Genomic DNA, 23,568 nt, shown 5'->3' with positions numbered 1-23,568 from the left:
CTCAATCTTGCATTATTGTATTAATTCAATTATAGCGCATGTGCTTTTATGTTTTTAGTATGGAAATATTGGCCGCGGTCATGTATAATTAACAGAGTTAAGAATTGTTAGTGACTATGAGGGGCTAAAACATGAATTGGAGAATAATTTTCCGGTCGCTGAAAAATAAAGATATGCAGAAACGCCTGGCCATTGTGGTGGGTATTATTGTAGTGTATCGAATGCTGGCGCATATTCCGGTGCCGCTGGCGAATCCGACACAGATGAAGACGGCACTGGCAGCAGCGCTGGGACAGACTGACCTCGGTGGGTTCTTGAACTTGCTTTCGGGTGGCGCGCTGGCAAGCTTTTCACTCGTGCTGGTTGGGCTCAGTCCATTCATTACCGCCAGCATCATCACTCAGCTCCTCACCAAGGCCATCCCGAAGCTCGAAGAGCTACACAAGGACGGTGAATCGGGTAGGCGTAAGATCCAGCAGTGGACGCGGCGGCTGACCATCCCGCTGGCTATCGTCCAGTCAATCGCCTTTATATTCCTGTTGCGCCAGACAGTGCTGGCTGGCGGTACGACCACGCTGAGCGACCCGACGATGCTTGAGTGGACAGTTGGCGTGACGGCGATGACGGCTGGTTCGGTACTGCTCATGTGGCTGGGTGAATTGATTACCGAGCAGGGTATCGGCAATGGTATTTCGATCTTGATTTTCGCTGGTATCATCAGCCAGATCCCGCAGATGCTCGGCTCACTCATCTCGTCGCTCGGCAACACCTCGGCTGGCGGACTGAACGTCTTTAACTGGTTTACCCTGCCGGTCAATCCAACCGTCTTTTGGCTGGTGGTGATCATGGCTATCGCCTCACTCATCGTTCTCTATTTCCTGGTGAAAATTAATGAAGCCCAGCGCGTCATCACTATCAACTACGCCAAGCGTATCCACGGCAACTCCAGCTACGGTGGTATCAAGAGCATCCTGCCGGTCAAGCTAATCGCTGCCGGCGTCATCCCGGTCATCTTTGCCGTCGCCTTCCTCAGCTTGCCGCAATTCATCGGCCAAGTCATGAAGGCATCAGGCAATCCAAACCTGCAAAACACTGCTAACACCCTGATCACGTGGTTCCAGGCACCCAACCCAGGCTCCTTTACCGGCAGTACCTGGGAGGCGTTCATTTACCCGACGCTGTATTTCCTCTTGGTTATTGCCTTTACCTACTTCTACACCGGGATCGTCTTTAACGCCAACGAAATCGCTGAGAATCTGCAAAAGCAGGGCGGCTTTATCGAGGGTGTTCGACCCGGTGAACAAACCGAAAAGTATCTGATGCGCACCGTCAATCGTTTAATTTTGTTCGGTTCAATCGTCCTCGGCGTCATCGCCATCTTGCCGTTTGTCGCTGAATATTTGATGTATCACCTAGCGGCAATCCGCGGCTCACGCCTGTCGATCGGCGGTACCGGGCTGCTCATCGTAGTCTCAGTCGGCCTCGAGTCACTACGCCAGCTCAACTCGCGCGCTCTGATGGTTACTTATGACAACTTTGACCCAGACGAACTGACCAAGAAAAAGTCGAAAAAACGACGCTCGTCCCTCTTGTAATCGCCGAGACGATACGGTATAATTGACAACTGTAACTTATGGCGAGTCAAAAGGAAGTCATCAAGATGATTGGTAAGGTGGTGGAAGCACTGCCTAATACCCAATTTCGGGTGGAACTGGAGAATGGCCATAGTATCATCGCGCACATTTCGGGACGGATGCGCAAGAATTACATCCGCCTGGTGCCTGGTGATAGGGTGGAAGTCGAGATGACTCCTTACGATCTCACAAAGGGTCGCATCGTCTTTCGCCTCAAGGAGGAGCGACCAGCGCACGTGGCTCGAAACACGCGGCGCTCGTCATAATACTAACGATAATCTCGGGTTTACTCGGGAAGGGAGATTTCAGAGCACTTTATGAAAGTTCGTGCAAGTGTCAAGAAGATCGACAAAGATCCCAAGAAAGGTGACAAGCTAGTGCGCCGCAAAGGCCGCCTATACGTCATCAACAAACGAAAACCTAAGAACAAGCAAAGGCAGGGTTAAGCATGGCTCGAATTGCTGGGGTAGTTATCCCAACAGAGAAGCAGGTACAAATCGCGCTCACCTATATTTATGGGATTGGGCCAAAGCACGCTTCGAGCATCCTTGCGGCGGCGAACGTAGAGCCGACCACTCGGGTGAAAGATCTCACCGAGGCTGAAGAAAACAAGATTCGCGAAATTATCGACAGCGAATACACCGTTGAGGGTGATCTCCAGCGCTTGGTGACGAATAATATTAAGCGCTTGAAGGATATCAACGCCTATCGCGGTCTTCGCCATAAAGCAGGACTGCCGACACGCGGACAGCGGACTCGTACGAATGCACGAACTCGCAAGGGTCGCGCCATCGCCGTGGGCGGTACACAACCAAAAGCAGCAAGTAAGACCTAAAGAAAGGACTAAGAAATGGCAGACGCAAAATCTACCAAGAAGAAGCAGCGCCGATCAGTCCCAGCTGGTCAGCTGCATATTCAAGCAACATTTAACAACACCATCGTTACTTTTTCCGACAAGAAAGGTAACGTGTTGACCGCTTCATCAGCTGGTGCATGTGGTTTCCGTGGTAGCAAAAAAGGCACCGCCTATGCTTCACAGGTTGCTGCTGAGAAAGCTGCTGAAGCTGCGAAAACTCAGTATGGTTTGAAATCAGTTGACGTTTTCGTCAAAGGTGTCGGTTTGGGCCGTGACGCCGCTATTCGTGCGATTGGCGCCTTCGACATCTCAGTAGAAAGTATTAAGGACGTAACTGGCGTGCCTCACGGCGGTGTCCGTCCACGAAAGGCACGGAGGGCATAATTATGGCACGAGATAATTCACCGATTGTCAAGCAAAGCCGCCGCGAAGGTTATGCGCTTCATCCAAAAGCACATAAAGTTTTGGCACGAAAATCTGGCATTCCAGGTCAGCACGCACACAGCCGACATAGCAAGCCAAGCTTGTACGCCACGCAGCTGCGCGAAAAGCAAAAAGTTCGCCGCCTGTATGGTTTAGTGGAAAAGCAATTTGCTCGGCTGATGAACGAAGCAACTCGCGCCCAAGAAGGTTTGGCAGGCGAAAATCTGCTCAAGTTGCTGGAGCGCCGCTTGGATAATGTCGTTTATCGTTCTGGATTCGCTGTTAGCCGCCGCGCTGCTCGCCAACTAGTCAGCCACGGCCACTTTGAGCTAAACGGCCGCCGCGTCGATATTCCATCGATTCGCGTTAAAGCTGGCGACGTCATCACCGTTCGCCCAAAGAGCACCAAATCTGAGTACTTTACGCAAATTGACAACGTGATCAACAATTCAATCCAAGGCCCGCTGAGCTGGCTAAAGAGCGATAGCAAGAAGTTGAAGATTGAAGTGACTGGTTTGCCAAAGCGCGAGGAAGCAGAAGCTGATATCAACGAGCAATTAATTGTTGAGTATTACTCACGATAAAAGAAGGGTTAGGGAAGAATTATGGCAAAAGCAATTTACAATCCAGCACTCGCGAGCGTTGATGATATTTCCGCGACCAGTGCAACCTTTCTGATCGAGCCGATGCACGCCGGCTACGGCAATACATTAGGTAACTCAATGCGCCGTGTCTTGCTCTCCAGCATCCGTGGTGGCGCGATCGTTGCCTTTCGTATTGAGGGCGCGACGCACGAATTCACCACTGTCGAGGGCATCAAAGAAGATGTCGTTGACATCATGCTGAACCTAAAGGGTGTGCGACTCCGCGTTCACACTGACGAGCCAGTTGAGCTGCGTCTGGAAAAAACTGGTGGTGTTATCACCGCTGGCGACATCCAAGCAAACGGCGAAGTAGAAGTTGTTAACCCAGACCACATCATCGCTACCATTGATGATCCGAACAAGACCGTCATTATGGACTTGGTGGCAGAAGCTGGCCGTGGTTATCAGACGATTGAAGAGTCGAGTGCCAATCGGTTGCACTCCGACATGATCGCGCTCGACGCTATCTTTACACCGGTGCTGCGCGTTCGCTACAAGGTTGACTCGACACGCGTTGGCGACGAGACCAACCTCGAGAAGCTCGCCCTGATGGTGGAGACCGACGGCACATTGACACCGCGCGAAGCCTTTGAGGAAGCAGCGGCTATCCTCGTCAGCCAATATAGCGCACTGGCAGGCTCGACTGTGGTAGCCGGTGCGCCAGCACTGGGCAACGACGAGGCGGATGATTCGGAACTTGACATGTCAATCGAAGAATTAAACCTCAGTGCCCGCACCACGAATGCGCTGATTAACAATGAAATCCGCACGATTCGCGACCTGGTGACTTTGACCGAGCAAGATTTGCGAGAATTGAAAGGCTTTGGTTCAAAGGCACTGGATGAAGTACGCGACAAGATGGCGGAGTTGGAGTTTTAACTATGCATAGACACGGATATCAAGGGCGCAAGTTCGGCCGTGAGCGTGATCAACGACGAGCCTTGCTGAGGGGCCTGGCGACCAGCCTGGTCGAGCACGGCAAAATCGAGACCACCTTGCCGAAAGCCAAAGAGCTGAAGCGCCACATTGAAAAAATCATCACCAAGGCGAAGAAGGGCGATCTAGCCAGCCGCCGCCAGGTGATCGCAGCACTCAGCACCCGCGCTGCTGCTTACAAACTCGTTGATGAAATTGCCCCGCAACTTAGCGGCCGCACCAGTGGACACGTTCGCGTTGAACGAACACGCCTACGTGTTGGCGACGGCGCTCAAATGGCAATCATCGAGTTTGTCGACGACATCAAACCAATGCCAAAGAAGGAGAAATAAGATGAAGACATATTCACAAAAACCATCTGACGTTTCTCGCCGCTGGGTATTGTTTGACGCGAGCGAATTGCCACTGGGACGCCTAGCAACTGAAATTGCTAAACACCTGACTGGTAAATACAAGCCAACTTACACGCCGCACGTTGATGGCGGTGACTATGTGGTGGTTATTAACGCTGCAAACACCGTCGTTACTGGTTACAAAGAAACCGACAAGTATTACTACCGTCACAGTGGTTTCCCAGGCGGCATCAAAGAAACGCAGTTCAAAGAAATGCGTGAACGCCACCCAGAACGAATTATTGAAGAAGCTGTCAAAGGCATGCTGCCAAAGAACAAATTGCAAGCAGAGCGCCTCAAGCGCCTCCGCGTATTTGCTGGCAGCGAGCATGCTCACACAGCACAAACCCCAGAGAAAGTTGAGGTAAAGTAATATGGCTACTGATACCTATTTCTACGGCTTGGGACGACGCAAAAGCGCCTCGGCAAGTGTTCGCTTGCTTCCTGGCAAGGGTACCATCACCATCAACGGCAAAGCAGCCGCTGAGTACTTGGATGGCAACAAAACCTTGCTGGCAGAAGTAACCGACCCACTAGCCATCGTCAGCAAGCAAAAGGAATACGACGTTACCATCTTGGTGAAAGGTGGTGGTCTCGCTGGTCAAGTTGACGCCATCAAGCTTGGCATCGCCAAAGCATTGACGGCCGCTCACGCTGATCTGCGCCCGGTCCTGAAGAAGGCTGAGCTGCTCAAGCGCGACCCACGCGAGAAAGAGCGCAAGAAATACGGTCTGCGTTCCGCCCGCAAGCGCGAACAATTCTCCAAGCGTTAAAACAGAGGAGAAAATGATTCTCAAAATACTCCGTCTCATGTGTAGGCGGAGTGTTTTGGTGCAATGTAAAACGACCGTTCAGTAGAGTGATGCTATAATAAAATCATGAATTTTCCGCCAAAACCGAGTTATAGCAATGGCCAAATCAATCGGGCAGGTGACACCATACGTCAATATGGTCATAACAGTAGCCGGTCAAAGAAAGCCCTCGCGCTCGTAAATAAATGGCGAATAAGTCATGAATACCCGATGCACACCTTCAATGTTACTCTTCGCCGCAAAGCGAAAGAAGTGTGTCCCGACGCCATCGTCGCACGACGGCTAAAGCGACTCCAAACGATCATCGACAAAATAAGTAATCGCGAACAGCACATGAGCCTTAGCCGAATGCAAGATATTGGCGGCGTTAGGGCTATCATGCAAAGCATCAAGCAAGTTCAGCGACTACATGCAATCTATACGGAGCCGGGCCGCTTTCCTCATAAACTGAAAACTGTCCATAACTATATAGCATCACCTCAGCCAAGCGGCTATCGCGGCATTCATCTTGTTTTTCGCTTTCACAATTCTCAAGGGCGGCAGCCAGAAGCACGCTGCTGGGACGGCCTGAATATCGAAATACAGTTACGCACCGAACTCCAGCACGCATGGGCTACTGGTGTAGAGATTGTCGGAACGATGCGTCATGAAAACCTAAAGGCAGGACAGGGGAACACTGATTGGCTTCGGCTATTCGAATATCTTGCATCAATTATCGCTCTCGTGGAGGACAGCCCGACACTCCCTCAGCATAAAGATATGACAACACAAGAACTATTTCAGCAGGCGCAAGACCTCTCTTCACGGTTGGGGGCTAAGGTGCAGCTGGGGGCATGGCTTACTGCCATGAGGGTATCGACAGAAATGAAGCGTTCTGGACAGCATCATTATAATATACTCACTATTGACACAAGAGAACATTCACTCTCTATTCGAGGCTTCAGAAAAAATGATCTAGATAGGGCAAACCAGCTTCTCTCAGAGCTTGAGCGAGAGATGCCTGAGTTGCAACCGGTGCTCGTGGCGGCAGGGGATATGACTAGCCTTAAGCGAGCCTACCCCAACTATCTTCTTGATGCCAGAAAACTTATTACGATACTTGATACCATTGAAAAAACAACACAGGATCGTGTATAATAAAGTATATGAGCGATGCAATACTCTTGCGCAAGATGAAAAAGATCTACAAAGCAAATAAAAAGCTCTCGTAGTCTGTGCCTGGTTTATTATAGTTACGAGAGTCTGCTGGGACTTCATTACGACTGAGTACAGTGGTTTTTTGTGGATTCCACGGCCCGACCATGCCAACAAGCTAGGAACAATGAAAACGGGGTGCCGATGGTGCTGTATTCTGCTATAATACCCTTATGAGTAAACCCGTCATCCTCACTGGCGTGCGCGCCAACAACGATATTCACATTGGCAATTATTTTGGCGCCATTTTGCCGATTGTCGACATGGCGAAGCGCTGCTCGGCTGATTTTGATATCAATCTGTTCATCCCTGATCTTCACAGCTTTACCACGCCAATTGACCACAGCAAGTTGTATGACAGCATTCTCAATAACGCCCGGATTTATACAGCCGCCGGACTGCCGCTGGACAACGAGGCTATTCATTTGTATCGCCAAAGCCGCGTCCCAGCCCACAGCGAGCTGGCGTGGATTTTGGACTGCTTCACTGGATTTGGCGAGATGAGTCGAATGACGCAGTTTAAAGATAAGAGTGGCGTGACAGACGTTAGCGAGGCCGTTGATGCTGTGCTACAGCGATACGATGAGCAATACGATATGAATAGTATGGTTAGGTATAAAGACATAAGAGGTTCAATGAAACTGTACGCTGCAACATTTGACGGGTTCAACAAGACATCTCCAATTTCCGTCGGTCTCTTCAACTACCCAGTCTTGATGGCCGCCGACATCTTGCTCTACGGCGCCACTTACGTGCCAGTTGGCGATGACCAGACGCAGCACCTGGAATTTACCCGCGACATCGCCGAACGGATGAACCGCAAATTTGGCGACCTGTTCATTGTACCCAAACCAGTTGCTCAGCAGCATCAATTCTTTGGCAAAGACCAGGGCTTGAGAATCAAAGATCTAGTGAACCCGACCAAAAAGATGAGCAAGTCCGACGACACTGGCAAGGGCGTGATTTTCCTCGGCGACAACCCGCGAGTCGCCCACAAAAAAATCATGAGCGCCACCACCGATTCGCTGGGCAAGGTGCAATACGATAAGGAAAACCGACCCGGCATTTCCAACTTGCTGGAGATTTTGACGTTGGTGCGCCAGGACGCCGGACGAGACGTCACACTAGAGCAGACAATTAGCGAGTTCACTGGCATGGAGCGCTACGGCAAGTTCAAGCAAATCGTGGCTGATGAAGTATCGGAATTCTTGGCGAATTTCCAGGCGCGTCTGGCCGCAGTGGACGAGCCAGCGATCGAGACCAAACTCCAATCCAGCGAACAAGCCATGAACCTCGTCGCTAACGAAACCTTGCACCGCGTCCAAACGGCCGTGGGGCTGCGGAGATAGTATGGTGATGGCAAGTTGTCTCACTGAGCCAGGAACGCCGCCACATCAAGCGCCGCACATTTCTAGCCGTTCAAGCGCCCGAGGACGCGCCACGTCGTGAAAATCTCGCCGCGCACCGTCCTCAAAATCGCCAGGCTATATCACCTGGCGGACGACAATACGCCCATCAAAGCCTTGCGCCATCTGAAGGTTCAGACGGACGAATCGCACATCGTGGCGGAATTTATCTTGAACAAGCAGCATTTCGCCGTACTCTACGGCTCAATTGTTGACGAAGAATCAATTGACGAATTGTGGCCCGGTAGGCCCGCCAACGCTGAGATATTGCCAAACCCGCTTGATGCGAGCTGCACCGAAACGCCGTTTCAGGGCAAGTTCGTCATCATGCTCCACATCGTGTCGACCAAGCAGCGCCTGGACGTCCACTTATCCACGGACTTTGACCCGTCAATTTCGCGCAGTCTCTGGCAAAAATACATCAAAGCTGGGCATGTTTCGGTTAATCATCAAGTGGTGACGGCGCCAAAGTTCGAGGTTAATGAGACCGACGAGATCGCCGCCAAGCTGCCAGAGCAGGAGCAGACCAGTGCAGAGCTGCCGATATTATACGAAGACGACGACGTGATGGTGGTGAATAAGCCAAGCGGGCTCCTGACGCATGCCAAAGGCGGACTATCGACCGAACCAACCGTGGCGGAAATTATTCGCCCTAAAACATCGTTTGCCTCGGGCACCGACCGGCCGGGCATCGTCCATCGGCTCGACCGCGACACCTCGGGCGTACTCATCATCGCCAAACACCCTGAGGCTGCCGCCCATTTACAGCGGCAATTCGCCCAGCGTACTACCAAAAAAACCTACCTAGCGGTAACCGACGGCGTACCGAAATTAGCCGCCGCAAAGATTGACCTACCGATTGGCCGCAACCCAGCCGCACCCAGCACCTTCCGCGTTGACCCGAACGGCAAGCCCGCCCAGACGACCTACCGCGTGCTGGCGTCAACCGATACTCAGGCGCTGATTGAACTCAAGCCCACCACCGGCCGCACTCACCAGCTGCGCGTTCATATGGCATACCTGAACACGCCAATTCTCGGCGACCGCGTTTACGGTAAACTCAATGCCAGCCGCCTGATGCTTCACGCCCACAAACTAGAAATCACACTGCCATCAGGCGAACGAAAAACCTTTGAGGCGGCCGCTCCAGAAGAATTTCGACAATCATTCCCGAAGCTTGCCGCAACCCAGGACGAGATGAGCGAGGCCACTCATGACTAACACCCGCCCGCCACGCACACCAGTGGTGGCGCATCGCGACCGCGCTACACTACACCAACTCGCCAATCGGCTGCCGCAGGCGGTGATTATCAATGCCGAGCGTGGGTTAGACGGTATAGGCACCGCCGAATATCTGGCGAAGCTCACACCATCAGAGGTGATTCGGCTGCAGCCGCTGGAAGCAAAAACCACAATTACAACTGAGCAAGTCCGCACCATGATCGCCATGTTGCGCACGCATGCCACGGTTCGCCGTGTTATCGTTATCAATCCAGCCGACCAGATGAGCGAGGCTGCCCAGAACGCGCTTCTCAAATCCCTAGAGGAGCCGAACGCCAATACGCATTTTTTGCTGGTGACCGAGAACGAGCAGCAGCTGCTGGCTACCATTCGTTCGCGCTGTCAGGTGCTGACCCTGCACCGTACCTCGCTAGTACAGGACGAGACGCTGCTTGACGCCACCTCGCTCACCGCCAGCGAGCGGCGCCAAATCCTGTTCCTGGCCGCCGGCCGGCCACTGCTCATCCGCCAACTAGCGCGCACACCGAAACTGCTGTCCGAATATCAAGCCATCGCCGCTGACGCCAAATGCATCCTCTCTACACCAGGCTCATACGAAGCACTACGCACGCTGCCATCCTATTTCACCGACCGTGCCAAAGCCCTCCAATTGATCGACATCCTCCTGACCATGGTGGCGTTTCAGATGAAAACTCAACCGAGCCCCGCACACCAGCCTCTCCTTGATCGGATCATCACCGCCGAGACGCGACTGACGCATAATGGCAATGTGCGGCTGGCGCTACTCAATATTGTGGTATAATGGATGCATATGTCTGGATTATTAGTTATCCTGCTAGTTATGGTGTGGGCAGTTTGGTATCAGCCGTCAGTCGGCGAAGCGCAAAACTTACCAGTTAAATTGTCAGAGAAACTCGATAAGCTCTGGGCCATCGCTCAAGAGTCGCTGCGCGAAAACAAATATCTGCGTGCCGAGAAGGCACTCCTAACCATCCTGCGCGTCGATGAGAAAAATGCCACGGCCTACAACCGCCTGGGGATTTTATACGCCAAGCAGCGCGCCTACAAGGACGCCATCGAATGTTTTGAAATCGCCCAGAGCCTCGAGCCGAGCGCCTCGAGCCTGCACAATGTCGGCCTCATTTACTACGAGACGCAAGATTATGTCAAGGCGGCGCTGGCATTTGAGCAGGCGCTTGATATGGAAGCCAATCATGCCGCCCGGCACATCGCCTACGCCAAGGTTCAGGAGAAATTAGGCAACACCAAGAAAATGCTGGCGGCGCTGGAGAAGGCCGCCGAGCTTGAACCGACGCCGCACACCTTGAACACACTCGCTCAAGCCTACGACAGCACCAAGCAGCCCGAACAAGCCGCCAAGCTTCGCGAGCGCGCCACGGCCATGCTCACGCCCGACAAACCAGCCGCCGCCCCGCGCCATTCGCAGCACCCAGCCCACCCTCAGCAGGCACGCCAGCCGCGGCAACAATCACGAAAAGTGATCATGTAGACCTTGTCTTGGGCTGCAAAACTTGCTACAATCATTCAAGATGCCGATTTAGCTCAGCTGGTTAGAGCAGCTGTTTTGTAAACAGCAGGTCCTGGGTTCGAATCCCTGAATCGGCTCCATTTGCGTCGCCCCCGCACCAAGCGTGTAAAAACGTGCGGACGCCGCGGTACAGCAAGTTCCATGCCGGAATCGTGTAGTGGCAATCACAGGAGACTGTAAATCTCCCGCCGTCAGGCTTCGTAGGTTCGAGTCCTACTTCCGGCACCAAATAGTTATTTCAGAGAGAGCGTCCGTCGGCGCTCTTTTATTGACTTTACTCGTAAACAATGCTATAATTTCGAGCATGTTAGAGCTTATTAAGCGAGGACTGATCACTTGGAACGAGCAGAAAAATCAGCGCCTCAAACTGCAGCAGGCCTATGTCGCCCTAGCCATCATCAGCTTGACTGTCGGCGGCGGGCTAATCCTGATCAGTAATTCAGCCGCACACCTAGCTGCCTCAATCGCCGGTATCGTCGGCGTGGTCTTCTTGGTCAATAGCGTCGCCTGGACGGTACTGGACGCCATCATTGCACCGCGCTTGCCACGGCCAGCCAAGCCAACCCGAGCGCGCACCACAAAATCTACCCGTACTTCACGCTGAGTTGCTCGCCGCCGCCCGACATGCTATTATCAAATCATGAAACGATTTCCATTTGCCAAAACACTCAAAGCACTCTATAAACCATTACCACGCATGTCCAAGCAATCGCGCCAAGCGGTCGCCGACAACCTCTGGATTGTCGCCGCACTGCTGGCAGTGGTGGCTGCCTTGTCGCTAACCTCAGCCCTGTCATTACTGTCACAAGCTGATCATATCTCCCTCTTTGGCGTCGCCATATTTGTACCAAATATCGCCATCATCCGCTTGCAGCAGATCATCACGCTGATCTTTGCGATCACCGAAATTGTCCTCTTCGGACTGGCCATCTCACCGCTACGACGCAAGCAAACCCGAGGCTGGCTCTTTACTACCGCTGGCATTGTCGTTACGTTCCTTGCCACCGTTGTCACCTTTATTCTCAGCTTCTTCACTCATTACTACGACGTTGCGAGCGGAGTTGTCGCCATCGCCCTGGTCGCCGCTATGGGCTACGTGCTTAGCGAAATCGAATCTGAGTTTGACTCAGCCAAAGCCAACAAGCCGACAGCGCACAAAAAAGAGCCCAAAGAAACGACTGCGCCGACCACCCCTGAAGCCGCCGACAAGCCAGATCAGGTCGAGGCAGAGAAGTAGTCTGAGAACGCCATCGTCTTTGCACGGCCACGTGAATATGGTACAATACGAATGTTGCCGCGCCGTTTTCGGACGTAGCGGTGTGTCGCGATAGCTTCTACGCGTGAAACGTGAACATACGTAGAGCGCATACCGCAGGCGATGGTGTAATGCCGCGATAGCTCAGTTGGTAGAGCGCATCCATGGTAAGGATGAGGTCTCGGGTTCAAGCCCCGATCGTGGCTCCATTTTAATTTTTAGATTATTTGTACTAAACATGGATAAGCAATCGTCTGCCGCCTACATGCAACACATTCGCGACCTTACGGCTGATTATCCACGTTTTGAAGATGGGCGGGTTAACTATACTGATGAACGTGTGTGTTTTGTGTTAAACTGTGTTGTTGTCTCGGGCGATCAAGTCCTCCTGACTAAACGCAGCGCTGAGGTTATCGCCTATCCGGAGCTGATTAACGGCATATCCGGTTTTATCGACAACCCTAACCTTAGCATCGAAGACATCGCGTATGGTGAACTAGCCGAAGAGATCGGCATTTCAAAGCAACATATTATCAATATGAAGCTCAGCCAGCCATTTGTACAGATTGACCAGCAACTAGATCGTGAATGGCACGTTGTTGCTATCCTCGTTGAACTGGCAAGTACCGTTACGCCCCGGCTTAATTGGGAAAATAAATCCGCTACCTGGTTTAATCTCGAAGAAGTTCCCAAGATGAAGCTCATGCCGGGTTTTGCCGAAACGGTGGAAGCAGCGTTAGCAATGCGCCACCTATAGGTTATAATAAACATATGCTTCACAACCTCACGCGCCAACTCGAAACGCTTGCCCAAGACAACGAATCCTACGCCGCCTTTAATAAGCGCATCGTCAATACCAAGATGCCGGTCATCGGCGTACGCGTGCCGGATTTGCGGCGGTTGGCAAGGAGGTTGGCGCCTGACATGAGCGCAGCAGGCATTAGCAAATTACTAACGGCCAAGAACAAATCATTTGACTACATGCTGCTGTGTGGGCTGCTGATCACGCACGCTCGGCTTGATGATCGGGCGGCGATTGACTTAGCTAAGCACTACCTGCCACTTGTTGACTCGTGGGCGCATATTGATATATTTGTCGAGAAAAAGCGGCGCTTTGCCGGCGAGCTGTGGTGGTATTTTGCACTAGAATGCCTACAAAGCGAAGCTGAATTTACAGTGCGCTACGGCGTAATTTCTTTGATGACTAATTTCCTAGACGAAGCACACATCGATCAGGTTTTCGCAGTGCTGCGAAACGTTAAACACGACGGCTATTATGCCAAAATGTCGCTGGCCTGGCTGTATGCGACGGCGGCGGTACACTTTTTTGAGCTGACGCTGGCTGAATTAGAAAACGAGCATATCGACGCCTGGACGCGCAACAAAGCTTACCAAAAAATGCGCGAATCACGGCGATTCACACCCAAAGAGCAACGTATCATTAGGCAACAAAAAGGAGGACGCCAATGACCAGCAAACCAACCATTTCAGCAGCGGAAATTACCAAAGCACTGGACTTTCGCCATGCCTGCAAGAAATTTGATGCTGATAAAAAGATCTCTGACCAGGATATGGAGCTAATCCTTGAGGCAATTCGCCTCACGCCAACCTCGTACGGTTTTGAGCAATTCGACGTCATCGTCGCCCAAGATCAACAGCTGCGCCAGGATCTGAAAAAATGCGCACCGATTAATAAGCCGCGCTTCGATGCCAGCCATTTCCTCATTTTTACCGCCAAGACGACCGAGGCGCTTGATGGCCACATCGATCACGTGCTCCAGGACGTAAAAGAAATGAATCTGGTCGAGCGCACCGCCTACAAGACCTTCTGGAAGCAGTGGGCCAAGAAAGATTTCAAGCTGATGGACGCGCCTGACGGGCTGCACCAGTGGTCAGCGCACCAGGCGTACATCGCCCTCGGCTTTGCCATGCTGGTGGCAGCGGAGCGGGGGATTGACTCGTGTCCGATTGAGGGATTTGCCATTGATCAAGCGACAGAGGTACTGACAGCCCACCAGCTCATTGACCCAGCCAAAGATCTGCCGGTTCTCATGCTAGCGCTCGGCTACGCCAGTCGTAGCGACCAGCCACACCCGCGCAGCCGCCGGCCACTTGATGAGATGGTACGCTGGTATTAGCTTAGGGGCAGGAGTAATTTTCCTTGTCAGCACCCCTAGCGTTTCCTAATTATCTGTGCTATAATCGGTCAAGATTGTAAATAAACGTAACGAGTAAAGAGATGGCAAAGAAGAAGAAGAACACGAAGCGGAAGTTGATTGGTTTGGTCAGTAATTTGAGCGGCCACCGCACGTACTACACCACGGTCAACACCCAAAACCGTACCACAAAAGGGCAGGGCAAGCTGACGCTCCGAAAGTACGATCCAGTAGCCCGCCAGCACGCAACCTACACCGAGACCAAGAAAAACCTCGGCCGCAACGAAGTCAAGCCGCGTAAGGGCTAATGACATCAAGCGAGAATCACCCCTCAGACAGGGGTGGTTTTTTATTTGCAACACAAATGACCAAATCAGCAGGCCGGTTTAATTTTCATGCGCCGACCTCAGCGCTGCGCCACGATCATATCAAGCAGGGTATTGACATATTCAGCCGAAGCTACCACCGACGACGCGCTATGCTCATTCACCACGCCAGTTTTCATAATGCGCCGCTCACGGATCAAGTCAACGATTCGCTCTGCTCGCACCAGCTCTCCCGTCTCGATATAATATTGCGCTAGCCACAAACTAGCGACCACGCTACTATCTGGATCATCCGCCCGTCGCTTGAACAGACCGTCAACCGCCGCTAATGTTTGTGTCGCCTCACTAACCAATCGCTTGGTCTGATAGGCCTCACTCTCAACACCGAACATATAGGCAGCATATACCGCATCCATCGTCACCTCATCAGCATCACGCCCCGCTAGCTGCGTGCTAATATCGTCAGCGCAGGTTCGCCACTGCACCGCATTGGCTGGGTCGTCATGCTGCTGCGCGAGTTCGCTCGCTTGCTCCAGTGCCGCACGCGACAGCTGCCAAACGAACGCCGCGTCGTCGTCTGCCGCTGGATTGTCCCAATTATCCGTCAAAAATGTCGCTACCTTGGCGGCCACCGATTGATATAGCTGCCGCGAGCGTTCCGCGCCAACTCGCGACGTTGCAAATTGACAGAAGATAAATAGTACCGCCGCCGCGTCCCTCAAGCGCATTGGCGGCCGGTCTTGACGCCACGCAGTATCAGTCGCCACCGGCTCACCATCCGTATAATACGCTGGCGCAAAGTAGCCATCAGTCTCAAATATCCGCCGGCAAGCTTCGAAAAACATCGCCGCCTCATTGCCATACCCCAGCCGGATTAATGGCCACAGCGCGAACGCCGCGTCGCGCAGACGACAATTGCCGGCTGAACCATCAGTCAGTATCAGCCCGTGCTCATCCACGTGGGCTCGCAGTGTCAACAGGGAATTAATAAAGGCCTTACGGTGTGGTAGCGGTAATTTCTGGGCCGCGCGAAAACCGGGACTCAGCCACTTGTGCCAAAAATCCGTCGTCCTCGCCAAGCTCCGTACCAGCCCAACACCGCGTGTCTTTTCATGTAGCCCCAATGCCTCCTTGATCGACTTCCCCGCCGCCAACCAGTAAGTGCAGCGATCCGACGCCAACGCCGCTAGTCGCAGCGAGCAGCCCAGCACCGAGTCGGTCATGCCATACTCATGCGGACAGCCCGCTAGTTCGCCATCCTCCCCGTCACGCCACGCTCCATCAAGGCCAGCGCCAAATCGCCCGACCGTCCACCGATCGAAATCACGCCCATCAAATGCCCGCAGGCCAACAGCAAACGCCCGCCGCCCACGATAATGTAGCAGCGCCCGCGAGGCCTCGACATACTGCGCCGTATCAATCGCTTGACCATCATCGTATAGCTGGAACGCCTGATGCAAAAACAACCTCACCTCACGTGTCTCAGTCCGCAGATTAACCACGTGAATATTACGACCAAATACATTAACCTTGCTATCGACAAAATCATCGCACTCCAGCACCAACCCCAGCCGCTCATGCTTGAACACCGTGTGCGCCACCAGCGCCCCCTGCGGCAGTCGCATCGTCAGCCGCCACGCGCCATCATCAATCCACGAAAACTCGCCGTCCACCCACACGCCGATTCGATGCACGGCTTGATGGTTCTGGACTTCGCGGCCAACGTGCGGGAACGACAGCGAACCCACTCGACCAAATTGATCAAGCTCAACCGCCAACCTGCCATTTGCTAGTAGCACCGACATCAAAATCTCTCGTACCGATGCGCGCTCAGCCGCCAGCGCACATCGCGAATTGCGTTGACATAATAGAGGAAGGCCTCGTACGGCGAATCATACGGGCTGAAATAGGCGTGGACGTCGCCGTCGGTAAACCACTTGGTGCACATATAGTAAAAATGATCAGACGACTGCAGTCGCCGCCAGTCAGTGATCAGCTGCTCATCGCCACTCCTCAGTACATCATCCTCCAGCTCGTACAGATACCGCAGCGCCTCCTTCTGCAAGTCATTGCCATTCCACGCTGTCAAATCGCGCTCGCTATCCGCCCAGGTCACCGTCTCTGGCATGCTGATCTCGCCAACCGGCTGATGGGCCGCCAGCGCTTCCGACACCGTATAAAAGGTATTACCACTAACCCCAAGCCACGAGGCAACAAATTGATCAAAAAAGCTAAAAATACCGCTATCCGACCACTGATGCTCGCCAAAGGTTTCATAATCCATGAACAAATTAACCAGCGGCGCCTCGGCCGTCGCCTCCATCAGCCACGTCCGATATTTTTCCGCCGTCAGTGGCCAGCCCGCCCACGACCGATTACTAAACCGAAAAGCGATATCGTCACTCAGGCGATAATTCTTGAGCAGCAGTCCAATCTTGTCCGTGCCAACCGGCCGATAGACATAATTCGGGCTGCGCCAATCCAGCACGTCATCCCAACCCTCGGCCAGCACGCCGCTAAAGCCAGCCGTCTCCGCCCACTTAGCGAGGTCGTTGTTATACGCTAGCTCGGTATTGGCGAGCACCGTGGTCTCGACGCCAAACAGCTGGTGCAGCTTCTGGCGGTGACGGCAAATTTGCTCCTCAAACTCGGGTCGCGAATAAAAGAACGCCAGGCTATGATGATATGGGCTTGATAATAATTCGACCTTGCCAGTGACAACCAGCCGCTTAAAGCTCTCAATCACCGCTGGGTTAAAGCGCTCCGCTTGCTCAAGGAACACGCCGCTAATGCTCAGCGACAGCTTGAAATCACGATGCCGCCTGAGTAGCTCCTCCAACAGGGCATTCATCCGTAGATACGACTTCTCGGCGACTTTATGAAAAATTAACTCGTTGTTTTGGGCTGAATCATTGGTCTCGAAATAATCATGCCGCGTCGCCACATCAAAAATACTATACCGCCGCACCCGCCACGGCTGATGTACGTGGAGATAGAGGGTGATGCCTCGGCTCATGCCCACCTCCTTTCGGCTGATGCTTGATACAGCGCGACGCACCGCTCCGCAGCATCCTGCCACGACAGCCGAGCGTATTCATCCTTGACATTACGCTTTAATGCCGATTGCAGGCCTGGCGAGCGCGCAATATTGACGATCTCATCTGCCAGCTTATCAACATCCCAGTAGTCAAACCGCATGATGTTATGGAGTACCTCGCCAACACCCGATTGCTGACTGATGAGTAGCGCCGTATCGTGATGCGCCGCTTCCAGCGCCGTCAGCCCAAACGGTTCTGACACCGAACTCATGATGAATATATCAATTAGATAGTAGGCATCGCGCCACTGCTTGCCACGAACAAAACCAGTGAAAATCACCCGGTCGCTCACACCCAGCCGCGCGGCTAACGCCACCAATTCATCCCGCTGCTCACCATCGCCCGATAGCAAAAATGCGATCTTGTCGTAGCGCTCTAGCGCTCTGGCTGCCGCCCGCACAAAATAGGTCAGTCCTTTCTGCACCGTCAGCCGTGTCAACGCACCGACGATGGTATAGCCGTCAGTCTTGAGATCCTCGAGGTATTTATATGTTGTCGTATCGTACTCATGCGGCGGCAGGTCAGCCAGGTCAATCGCATTATATACCACCTCAACTTTATCTGGCGGGATGTGATAATTCTTGACAATCATATCCTTGGTGATACGGCTAACCGCGATAATTCGATCTGCCATCATCAGCCCCTGCTGTTCAATCTCATGCACCAAGGGATTACCCGAATGCTCACCCGAGCGATCAAACTCAGTAGCATGCACATGAACAATCAACGGAGCACCCGACACCTCCTTGGCGATCACGCCGGCCTCCATCGTCAGCCAGTCGTGAGCATGAATGGCGTCCGGTGGATACATCCGAGCGAACTGCCTGACAAACTTGCCATAGCGGCGCTGCAACCGACGCATCGGTTCAAGTTCGTGCCCATCCGTATCCTCGACTTCTGGTGCGACCCCGTGATCATACGCCCCGAGATCATGATAACCCGGCGGTAGCGGCGAGGCCGCGTAAATGTTCATATGGGTAATATTCGGATGCTCGGCCGAGTAGGGCACGACAAAATCAATAGCAATACCATGCGCTGCCAGCGCCTTTGACATCTGGTAACACGCCACACCAAGGCCGCCACAATTGTGCGGAGGAAGCTCCCACCCTAGCATCAAAATTCTCATCTTATTCCCAGTATAGACCGCCGCTTATGCTTTTTCAAGCACATCTGGCAATTTTTTCACGAGATCAAGGCATTATTTTCACAAGCGGTGAATTGATATGCGCTGTCAATTCTACAGCAAGCCATCAAAAAACGACTTTCATCAAGTCGTTACGCCATAAATCGTGGCAGGGGCAGTAGGAATCGAACCTACCTCTGCGGTTTTGGAGACCGCCATTCTAGCCGATGAACTATGCCCCTACACCCCGCGCTAACGGGTTAGCTCATCTATTATACCAGAAAAAGATATTCTGCAAACCAACCCAAACTGACCATTTTGAAAAAATATGATATAAGTTATTGACAAAATAATGCTTGTGTGATAATATTGGGGAAACAACCAGTGAGGAGGATGTTATGAAATTAAGTACAAAGCTTAAGATCGTGGCGCTGTCGCTGGTCGCTGCTTTCGGAGCAGGACTGGTCTACTACGCCAACGCAGAAACAATTGACAATACCCGCGACTGTGACAAGTACGCCGTGGTGTATTGTGGTACCATGTCGGTACAAGAGATGCGCGAACGATATTTCAACAAAGGCGTATCAACAATTTACGGTGCGTTCGGTATTTCCTACGAGATGCTGAGCGGCAACTACGTTAATGGTGCAGTCTACCGTAACGGCGAGGTTCGCCTCGATAACGGCACCGTTGTCGCCACCAACGCACGGACAGCCATCCGTAATATTAGCGGTGGTACACCGATCTCAGGCACCAACGCCAAGGTCGTCCCGGCCAGCCGCATGAGCAGTGCACAGCAAGCTTTCATTCGGCTTGATGAACAGGGTCGCTTTAAGTTCGCCATCATGACGCCATGTGGTAACCCAGTTGTCGCCACCAACGTTGTTGTACCACCAAAACCGAAACCACAGCCAGTGGCTACTTGTAAAGCACTTGACCAGCCAGTCGTTAACCGCGAGACTAACACGGTCGCCCTAAAGGCACATGCAACAGTCGAGAATGGCGCAACTGTCAAGTCATACACCTTTAGCATCACCGATGCTTCAGGCAAGGAAGTCTTCTCACGCAGCAACACTACTTCAGCGCTGACCAGCGAGACCAGCGCTACCATCAAGGAAGCGGGCACTTACACCGCTCGCGTCACAGTCACGACCAGCCTTGGTGATCGCACCAGCAACGACTGTGTCAAGCAGTTCACCATCCAGCCAGAAACGCCGAAGGCTAACCCTGGCATCAAAATCGAGAAAAAGGTTGATGGCGTCAAGCACAAGACCGTCCAAGTTGGCAACGAATTCCCATACCAGGTAACCGTCACCAACACCGGCAACGTTGACCTGAAGAACGCTGTTGTCACTGACAATGCGCCACAAGGCGTCACCTTCCTGCGAGCATCTGAGGGTACCATCCAGAACAATACCTGGAAAGCAACAATCCCTGAGCTCAAACAAGGCGCATCAAAGACCTTTACCATCACAGCAACCATTAAAGAACAAGTTGCCGGTAAAGTCGTCAACACCGCCTGCGTTGATACCCCAGAGATTCCTGGCGACAAAGATAGCTGCGATAACGCAACCGTCGATGTACCAGAAAAAGTTGAAGCATGTAACGTCCAGACTGGTGTCATCGAGAAAGTCGAAAAGGGCAAAGAGAACACGCCACCATACACCACTGATCTGAGTAAATGTGAAAAGATCAAGGTCTGTGACGTCACTACCAAGACAATCCGCGAAGTTACCAAGAAAGAAGCTGAAGACACCAAGCGATTCGTCGGTATTGACAGCGAAGCGTGTAATCCAAAGCCAACCACCCCAACCCCACCAACACCAACCGCACTACCACGAACTGGTATGACCGACATGGTACTCGGTGGTCTGGGCCTCGGTGCACTGGTTACCTCAGCTCTAGCATACGTCGCTAGCCGACGCCACCTGTAAGAGACTGACCGCTCCGAGAATCTAATTCTGAAGCGCGAGGTTTCAGGCGAGAATCCCCCTTGGATAAGGGGGATTTTTTGTGTATACTAACATATATGAAACCTTTGCAACTTTCTTCTCCTCACATCATTGCCATGGTGGGCGTGCCGGGGGCGGGCAAGTCGCAATTCGCGGCTGAGTTTTCTGAGATGTTTCATGCGCCGCATTTGGACTCTGGTATCTTAGCGGCATTATCTGATGACGAGGCGGCTGTTAATTATGCGAGCGGTGCACTACTCAAGGAATTGATGAAGACCCATCAAACCATCGTGTTTGAAGGGGCGACGGAGAAGCGAGCCTGGCGGGTTGAGCTTGCCAAGGCAGCCCGCGCGGCTGGCTATAAGATTCTCTTTGTCTGGGTACAGACTGACCTGGCGACTGCCAAGATGCGCTGGCTCAAGGCCAACGACAATGACGAAGCAACATTTGATGCCAAGATCAAACAATTCTCATCGCCGCACCCCAGCGAGCCATGCGTCGTCATCAGTGGTCGTCACACCTATAACACCCAAGCGCGCACCTTGCTCAAGCGCCTGGCTGACGTTCGCCCGAATACTACAGCCGCTCCGACTCAACCGCAGGCTGCCCAGGCTGATACTCCCAAGCGCCGTCCGCAACGTCCAGTGTTCAGTCGTATTCGCGTTAGCTAGGAGCTATACATGCCAACCATTACCGACGCTGAATTTGGCGATATCACGGTGAGGCGCTCGCACTTGGCGCGTCAGGTGTCACTGAAAGTCGCGCCAAACGGGCAACTGCGGATTAGCTTGCCGACGTACACACCGCTGCTCGCCGCAAAAATGCTCATCAAGTCATCCCGGCCGCGTATTCGCGAGCTCCTGAGCGAGCATCAACAAGGTCACTACTACACGCACGACCAATCAATTGGTAAAAGCCATCACCTGATCATCGAGACGCAGCCTACACTCACCGAACCCACCATCAAATGTTCCGGCACCCGCATCCTCGTCAAGCTACCGCCCGGCACCGACATTACTACTCCAGCCATCCAGCAGCACATTCGCGAAGTCATCATCACAGCGCTACGCAAGGAGGCCAAGAGCTACCTGCCACGGCGGTTGAAATTCCTGGCCGAGGAACACGGCTTTTCCTATCAAGCCGTCAAGCTAACGCACGCCTCGAGCCGCTGGGGCAGCTGCTCGTCGCGCGGCACGATTAGCCTGAATATCGCGCTGATGAACCTGCCGTTTGAGCTGCTTGATTATGTATTGATTCACGAGCTGGCCCATACCCGCCAGATGAACCACTCCGACGCATTTTGGCGAGAGGTCGCAGCTATCGACCCGGCCTACAAAACACACCGAGCGGCGCTGAAAAACCATACACCGCACGTGTAGCATGTGCTATACTAAATCATATGAAACAAGGGATGGGCAGATGGCGCATGGGGCGCAGTCAGCAGCAGCATGCACATGAGAACATGGATGCCGCGCCAGAGCATAGCCAGATGATGACGTTGGTAAACAGCTTGACTGATGCGGTGCTGAGTACCGATGCTCACGGCGTTATTACGATTTATAATGCAGCGATGATCGGCCTGCTGGACACCAATGCCACGCTTCATGGCCATCATATTAACGAGATATTCCAATTACAAACGCTGAGTAAAACGCCGATCAATGTGTTTGAAGAACTGAGTAAGTCGCCGTCAATCCGTACCCGTGATGACCTGATCCTGCCACTCCGCGATGGCGATCAGCTACGGCTGGAGGCGACCTTTGCGCCGATTTTGGGCGGCAGTTCCAGCACTGATGGCTATGTGTTGATTCTGCGCGACGTCACTAAGATAAAAAGTCTCGAAGAGGAGCGTGATGAGTTCATCAGCGTGGTTAGCCACGAACTGCGCACACCGGTGGCGATCGCCGAGGGAGCGCTCGATAACGCTCGACTGCTCGCCGAGAAAGGCTACACCCAAAAGGTGCATGAAGCACTAGTGGCAGCGCACGATCAAGTGATGTTCCTCGCTAAAATGATCAATGACCTTGGCACCCTATCGCGCGCCGAGCGTGGAGCGGCGGACGAGACGGAGACGATTAATCTGATGGAGCTGGCTAGCACGTTACACAGTGAGTTTGCGCCGCGAGCGGCCGAGAAGGGGTTGCGGTTTGACCTCGACGTAAGTGCGCAGATTGGCGTGATCAAGGTTTCGCGGCTGTACTTGACCGAGCTACTGCAAAACTTCATCATCAACGCCATCAAATACACGCCTCGTGGCGAGGTGACGCTACGGATGCACCGGCGTAACGGCGTCGTACAATTTGCGGTAATCGATACCGGGATAGGCATCGGTAAGACTGACCAAAAAAAGATTTTCCAGCGATTTTACCGGGCCGAGGATTATCGAACCCGCGAGACCAGCGGCACCGGACTAGGACTGTACGTTGCGGGCAAGTTGGCGCACAAGCTCGGCTGCACCATCTCTGTCAAAAGCCGACTCAATCACGGCTCGACGTTTAGCTTTGAGCTGGCTGATCCACCCACATCCGCGTGAGACCGCCCTTGCAATCACGGCCCGGACACGCTACAAT

The 23,568-nt window shown here is 53.0% G+C and carries 28 protein-coding genes and 4 tRNA genes; 28 read left to right on the top strand and 4 right to left on the bottom strand.

The window, feature by feature from the left end:
- Nucleotides 1–131 precede the first annotated feature (131 nt).
- The 24 genes from secY to rpmG all read left to right on the top strand — a co-directional run bounded on the left by secY (nt 132) and on the right by rpmG (nt 14,807).
- Entirely contained in the window at nt 132–1,595 is a 1,464-nt protein-coding gene (gene secY / locus FBF24_02160) for a preprotein translocase subunit SecY (protein ID QCT40688.1), read from the top strand.
- 38 nt (nt 1,596–1,633) lie between these two features.
- Entirely contained in the window at nt 1,634–1,900 is a 267-nt protein-coding gene (gene infA / locus FBF24_02155; protein QCT40687.1) for a translation initiation factor IF-1, read from the top strand.
- A gap of 51 nt (nt 1,901–1,951) precedes the next feature.
- Nucleotides 1,952–2,080, top strand: coding sequence for a 50S ribosomal protein L36 (locus FBF24_02150; GenBank protein QCT40686.1), 129 nt, complete (start codon nt 1,952–1,954; stop codon nt 2,078–2,080).
- A gap of 2 nt (nt 2,081–2,082) precedes the next feature.
- A complete protein-coding gene (rpsM, locus tag FBF24_02145) occupies nt 2,083–2,469 on the top strand; it encodes a 30S ribosomal protein S13 (GenBank protein QCT40685.1) in 387 nt (128 codons plus the stop codon).
- 15 nt (nt 2,470–2,484) lie between these two features.
- The gene (gene rpsK, locus FBF24_02140; protein ID QCT40684.1) at nt 2,485–2,874 is read left to right on the top strand and encodes a 30S ribosomal protein S11; all 390 of its coding nucleotides are present in this window, start codon (nt 2,485–2,487) and stop codon (nt 2,872–2,874) included.
- Between the two features lie 2 nt (nt 2,875–2,876).
- Nucleotides 2,877–3,497: a 30S ribosomal protein S4 gene (gene rpsD / locus FBF24_02135; protein ID QCT40683.1), complete on the top strand. Its 621-nt coding sequence runs from the start codon at nt 2,877–2,879 to the stop codon at nt 3,495–3,497.
- Between the two features lie 21 nt (nt 3,498–3,518).
- Nucleotides 3,519–4,436, top strand: a complete 918-nt coding sequence (locus FBF24_02130; protein ID QCT40682.1) for a DNA-directed RNA polymerase subunit alpha — start codon at nt 3,519–3,521, stop codon at nt 4,434–4,436.
- Nucleotides 4,437–4,438: 2 nt separating this feature from the next.
- Nucleotides 4,439–4,825, top strand: a complete 387-nt coding sequence (locus FBF24_02125; protein ID QCT40681.1) for a 50S ribosomal protein L17 — start codon at nt 4,439–4,441, stop codon at nt 4,823–4,825.
- 1 nt (nt 4,826) lies between these two features.
- The gene (rplM, locus tag FBF24_02120) at nt 4,827–5,258 is read left to right on the top strand and encodes a 50S ribosomal protein L13 (GenBank protein QCT40680.1); all 432 of its coding nucleotides are present in this window, start codon (nt 4,827–4,829) and stop codon (nt 5,256–5,258) included.
- A gap of 1 nt (nt 5,259) precedes the next feature.
- Nucleotides 5,260–5,658: a 30S ribosomal protein S9 gene (rpsI, locus tag FBF24_02115; GenBank protein ID QCT40679.1), complete on the top strand. Its 399-nt coding sequence runs from the start codon at nt 5,260–5,262 to the stop codon at nt 5,656–5,658.
- A gap of 105 nt (nt 5,659–5,763) precedes the next feature.
- Complete coding sequence (locus FBF24_02110; protein ID QCT40678.1) at nt 5,764–6,834, top strand: hypothetical protein; 1,071 nt, start codon at nt 5,764–5,766, stop codon at nt 6,832–6,834.
- 230 nt (nt 6,835–7,064) lie between these two features.
- A complete protein-coding gene (gene trpS, locus FBF24_02105) occupies nt 7,065–8,240 on the top strand; it encodes a tryptophan--tRNA ligase (protein QCT40677.1) in 1,176 nt (391 codons plus the stop codon).
- A 96-nt stretch (nt 8,241–8,336) separates the two neighbouring features.
- Complete coding sequence (locus tag FBF24_02100; protein ID QCT40676.1) at nt 8,337–9,518, top strand: RluA family pseudouridine synthase; 1,182 nt, start codon at nt 8,337–8,339, stop codon at nt 9,516–9,518.
- The gene (locus FBF24_02095) at nt 9,511–10,341 is read left to right on the top strand and encodes a hypothetical protein (GenBank protein ID QCT40675.1); all 831 of its coding nucleotides are present in this window, start codon (nt 9,511–9,513) and stop codon (nt 10,339–10,341) included. The genes FBF24_02100 and FBF24_02095 overlap by 8 nt, the downstream gene beginning before the upstream one ends.
- A 3-nt stretch (nt 10,342–10,344) precedes the next feature.
- Complete coding sequence (locus tag FBF24_02090) at nt 10,345–11,049, top strand: tetratricopeptide repeat protein (protein ID QCT40674.1); 705 nt, start codon at nt 10,345–10,347, stop codon at nt 11,047–11,049.
- Between the two features lie 42 nt (nt 11,050–11,091).
- A tRNA-Thr gene (locus FBF24_02085) sits at nt 11,092–11,168 on the top strand.
- Nucleotides 11,169–11,231: 63 nt separating this feature from the next.
- A tRNA-Tyr gene (locus FBF24_02080) sits at nt 11,232–11,316 on the top strand.
- Between the two features lie 76 nt (nt 11,317–11,392).
- Nucleotides 11,393–11,692, top strand: coding sequence for a hypothetical protein (locus tag FBF24_02075; protein QCT40673.1), 300 nt, complete (start codon nt 11,393–11,395; stop codon nt 11,690–11,692).
- 36 nt (nt 11,693–11,728) lie between these two features.
- Nucleotides 11,729–12,325: a hypothetical protein gene (locus FBF24_02070; protein ID QCT40672.1), complete on the top strand. Its 597-nt coding sequence runs from the start codon at nt 11,729–11,731 to the stop codon at nt 12,323–12,325.
- Between the two features lie 151 nt (nt 12,326–12,476).
- Nucleotides 12,477–12,552, top strand: a tRNA-Thr gene (locus FBF24_02065).
- 29 nt (nt 12,553–12,581) lie between these two features.
- Nucleotides 12,582–13,100, top strand: coding sequence for an NUDIX domain-containing protein (locus FBF24_02060; GenBank protein ID QCT40671.1), 519 nt, complete (start codon nt 12,582–12,584; stop codon nt 13,098–13,100).
- Nucleotides 13,101–13,114: 14 nt separating this feature from the next.
- Nucleotides 13,115–13,813: a DNA alkylation repair protein gene (locus FBF24_02055; GenBank protein ID QCT40670.1), complete on the top strand. Its 699-nt coding sequence runs from the start codon at nt 13,115–13,117 to the stop codon at nt 13,811–13,813.
- Nucleotides 13,810–14,481 carry an NAD(P)H-dependent oxidoreductase gene (locus tag FBF24_02050; protein ID QCT40669.1) on the top strand — a complete coding sequence of 224 codons (672 nt, stop codon included), beginning with the start codon at nt 13,810–13,812 and terminating at the stop codon, nt 14,479–14,481. The genes FBF24_02055 and FBF24_02050 overlap by 4 nt, the downstream gene beginning before the upstream one ends.
- A gap of 101 nt (nt 14,482–14,582) precedes the next feature.
- Nucleotides 14,583–14,807, top strand: coding sequence for a 50S ribosomal protein L33 (gene rpmG, locus FBF24_02045; protein ID QCT40668.1), 225 nt, complete (start codon nt 14,583–14,585; stop codon nt 14,805–14,807).
- 98 nt (nt 14,808–14,905) lie between these two features.
- Here rpmG and FBF24_02040 read toward each other — a convergent pair whose 3' ends face one another.
- The 4 genes from FBF24_02040 to FBF24_02025 form a co-directional block, all read right to left on the bottom strand.
- On the bottom strand, nt 14,906–16,630 hold the full coding sequence (locus FBF24_02040; protein QCT40667.1) for a hypothetical protein: 1,725 nt from the start codon (nt 16,628–16,630) through the stop codon (nt 14,906–14,908).
- Complete coding sequence (locus tag FBF24_02035) at nt 16,630–17,847, bottom strand: alpha-amylase (protein ID QCT40666.1); 1,218 nt, start codon at nt 17,845–17,847, stop codon at nt 16,630–16,632. Before FBF24_02035 ends, FBF24_02040 begins: the two co-directional genes overlap by 1 nt.
- Complete coding sequence (locus tag FBF24_02030; GenBank protein QCT40665.1) at nt 17,838–19,049, bottom strand: glycosyltransferase family 4 protein; 1,212 nt, start codon at nt 19,047–19,049, stop codon at nt 17,838–17,840. Before FBF24_02030 ends, FBF24_02035 begins: the two co-directional genes overlap by 10 nt.
- 164 nt (nt 19,050–19,213) lie before the next feature.
- Nucleotides 19,214–19,288: transfer RNA gene (locus FBF24_02025), tRNA-Trp, on the bottom strand.
- 156 nt (nt 19,289–19,444) lie between these two features.
- Between FBF24_02025 and FBF24_02020 the strand changes: the two genes are divergently transcribed.
- The 4 genes from FBF24_02020 (at nt 19,445) to FBF24_02005 (ending at nt 23,531) form a co-directional block, all read left to right on the top strand.
- On the top strand, nt 19,445–20,980 hold the full coding sequence (locus FBF24_02020; GenBank protein QCT40664.1) for a DUF11 domain-containing protein: 1,536 nt from the start codon (nt 19,445–19,447) through the stop codon (nt 20,978–20,980).
- Between the two features lie 95 nt (nt 20,981–21,075).
- Nucleotides 21,076–21,669, top strand: a complete 594-nt coding sequence (locus FBF24_02015; protein ID QCT40663.1) for an ATP-binding protein — start codon at nt 21,076–21,078, stop codon at nt 21,667–21,669.
- A gap of 9 nt (nt 21,670–21,678) precedes the next feature.
- Nucleotides 21,679–22,377 (top strand): M48 family metallopeptidase, encoded by a 699-nt coding sequence (locus tag FBF24_02010; protein ID QCT40662.1) that lies wholly within the window; start codon nt 21,679–21,681, stop codon nt 22,375–22,377.
- Nucleotides 22,378–22,397: 20 nt separating this feature from the next.
- Entirely contained in the window at nt 22,398–23,531 is a 1,134-nt protein-coding gene (locus FBF24_02005) for a hypothetical protein (GenBank protein ID QCT40661.1), read from the top strand.
- The last annotated feature ends 37 nt before the right edge of the window (nt 23,532–23,568 follow it).

This window comes from Candidatus Saccharibacteria bacterium oral taxon 488, from assembly GCA_005697215.1.
Taxonomy (GTDB): Bacteria; Patescibacteriota; Saccharimonadia; order Saccharimonadales; family Saccharimonadaceae; genus Nanosynbacter.
The sequence above is the reverse complement of the archived record's forward strand: the minus strand, read 5'-3'. Positions and strand labels throughout refer to the sequence as shown.

Excerpts from the sequence above, each read along its gene's own strand:
- rplM (QCT40680.1), top strand. The coding sequence starts at position 4,827 with ATGAAGACATATTCACAAAAACCATCTGACGTTTCTCGCCGCTGGGTA.
- rpsI (QCT40679.1), top strand. The coding sequence starts at position 5,260 with ATGGCTACTGATACCTATTTCTACGGCTTGGGACGACGCAAAAGCGCC.
- rpsK (QCT40684.1), top strand. The coding sequence starts at position 2,485 with ATGGCAGACGCAAAATCTACCAAGAAGAAGCAGCGCCGATCAGTCCCA.
- FBF24_02060 (QCT40671.1), top strand. The coding sequence starts at position 12,582 with ATGGATAAGCAATCGTCTGCCGCCTACATGCAACACATTCGCGACCTT.
- FBF24_02015 (QCT40663.1), top strand. The coding sequence starts at position 21,076 with ATGAAACCTTTGCAACTTTCTTCTCCTCACATCATTGCCATGGTGGGC.
- trpS (QCT40677.1), top strand. The coding sequence starts at position 7,065 with ATGAGTAAACCCGTCATCCTCACTGGCGTGCGCGCCAACAACGATATT.
- FBF24_02095 (QCT40675.1), top strand. The coding sequence starts at position 9,511 with ATGACTAACACCCGCCCGCCACGCACACCAGTGGTGGCGCATCGCGAC.
- infA (QCT40687.1), top strand. The coding sequence starts at position 1,634 with ATGGCGAGTCAAAAGGAAGTCATCAAGATGATTGGTAAGGTGGTGGAA.
- FBF24_02020 (QCT40664.1), top strand. The coding sequence starts at position 19,445 with ATGAAATTAAGTACAAAGCTTAAGATCGTGGCGCTGTCGCTGGTCGCT.
- FBF24_02125 (QCT40681.1), top strand. The coding sequence starts at position 4,439 with ATGCATAGACACGGATATCAAGGGCGCAAGTTCGGCCGTGAGCGTGAT.
- FBF24_02005 (QCT40661.1), top strand. The coding sequence starts at position 22,398 with ATGAAACAAGGGATGGGCAGATGGCGCATGGGGCGCAGTCAGCAGCAG.
- FBF24_02055 (QCT40670.1), top strand. The coding sequence starts at position 13,115 with ATGCTTCACAACCTCACGCGCCAACTCGAAACGCTTGCCCAAGACAAC.
- FBF24_02150 (QCT40686.1), top strand. The coding sequence starts at position 1,952 with ATGAAAGTTCGTGCAAGTGTCAAGAAGATCGACAAAGATCCCAAGAAA.
- FBF24_02070 (QCT40672.1), top strand. The coding sequence starts at position 11,729 with ATGAAACGATTTCCATTTGCCAAAACACTCAAAGCACTCTATAAACCA.
- FBF24_02050 (QCT40669.1), top strand. The coding sequence starts at position 13,810 with ATGACCAGCAAACCAACCATTTCAGCAGCGGAAATTACCAAAGCACTG.
- FBF24_02030 (QCT40665.1), bottom strand. The coding sequence starts at position 19,049 with ATGAGAATTTTGATGCTAGGGTGGGAGCTTCCTCCGCACAATTGTGGC.
- FBF24_02130 (QCT40682.1), top strand. The coding sequence starts at position 3,519 with ATGGCAAAAGCAATTTACAATCCAGCACTCGCGAGCGTTGATGATATT.
- FBF24_02090 (QCT40674.1), top strand. The coding sequence starts at position 10,345 with ATGCATATGTCTGGATTATTAGTTATCCTGCTAGTTATGGTGTGGGCA.
- FBF24_02075 (QCT40673.1), top strand. The coding sequence starts at position 11,393 with ATGTTAGAGCTTATTAAGCGAGGACTGATCACTTGGAACGAGCAGAAA.
- FBF24_02040 (QCT40667.1), bottom strand. The coding sequence starts at position 16,630 with ATGTCGGTGCTACTAGCAAATGGCAGGTTGGCGGTTGAGCTTGATCAA.
- FBF24_02010 (QCT40662.1), top strand. The coding sequence starts at position 21,679 with ATGCCAACCATTACCGACGCTGAATTTGGCGATATCACGGTGAGGCGC.
- rpsD (QCT40683.1), top strand. The coding sequence starts at position 2,877 with ATGGCACGAGATAATTCACCGATTGTCAAGCAAAGCCGCCGCGAAGGT.
- rpsM (QCT40685.1), top strand. The coding sequence starts at position 2,083 with ATGGCTCGAATTGCTGGGGTAGTTATCCCAACAGAGAAGCAGGTACAA.
- secY (QCT40688.1), top strand. The coding sequence starts at position 132 with ATGAATTGGAGAATAATTTTCCGGTCGCTGAAAAATAAAGATATGCAG.
- rpmG (QCT40668.1), top strand. The coding sequence starts at position 14,583 with ATGGCAAAGAAGAAGAAGAACACGAAGCGGAAGTTGATTGGTTTGGTC.
- FBF24_02110 (QCT40678.1), top strand. The coding sequence starts at position 5,764 with ATGAATTTTCCGCCAAAACCGAGTTATAGCAATGGCCAAATCAATCGG.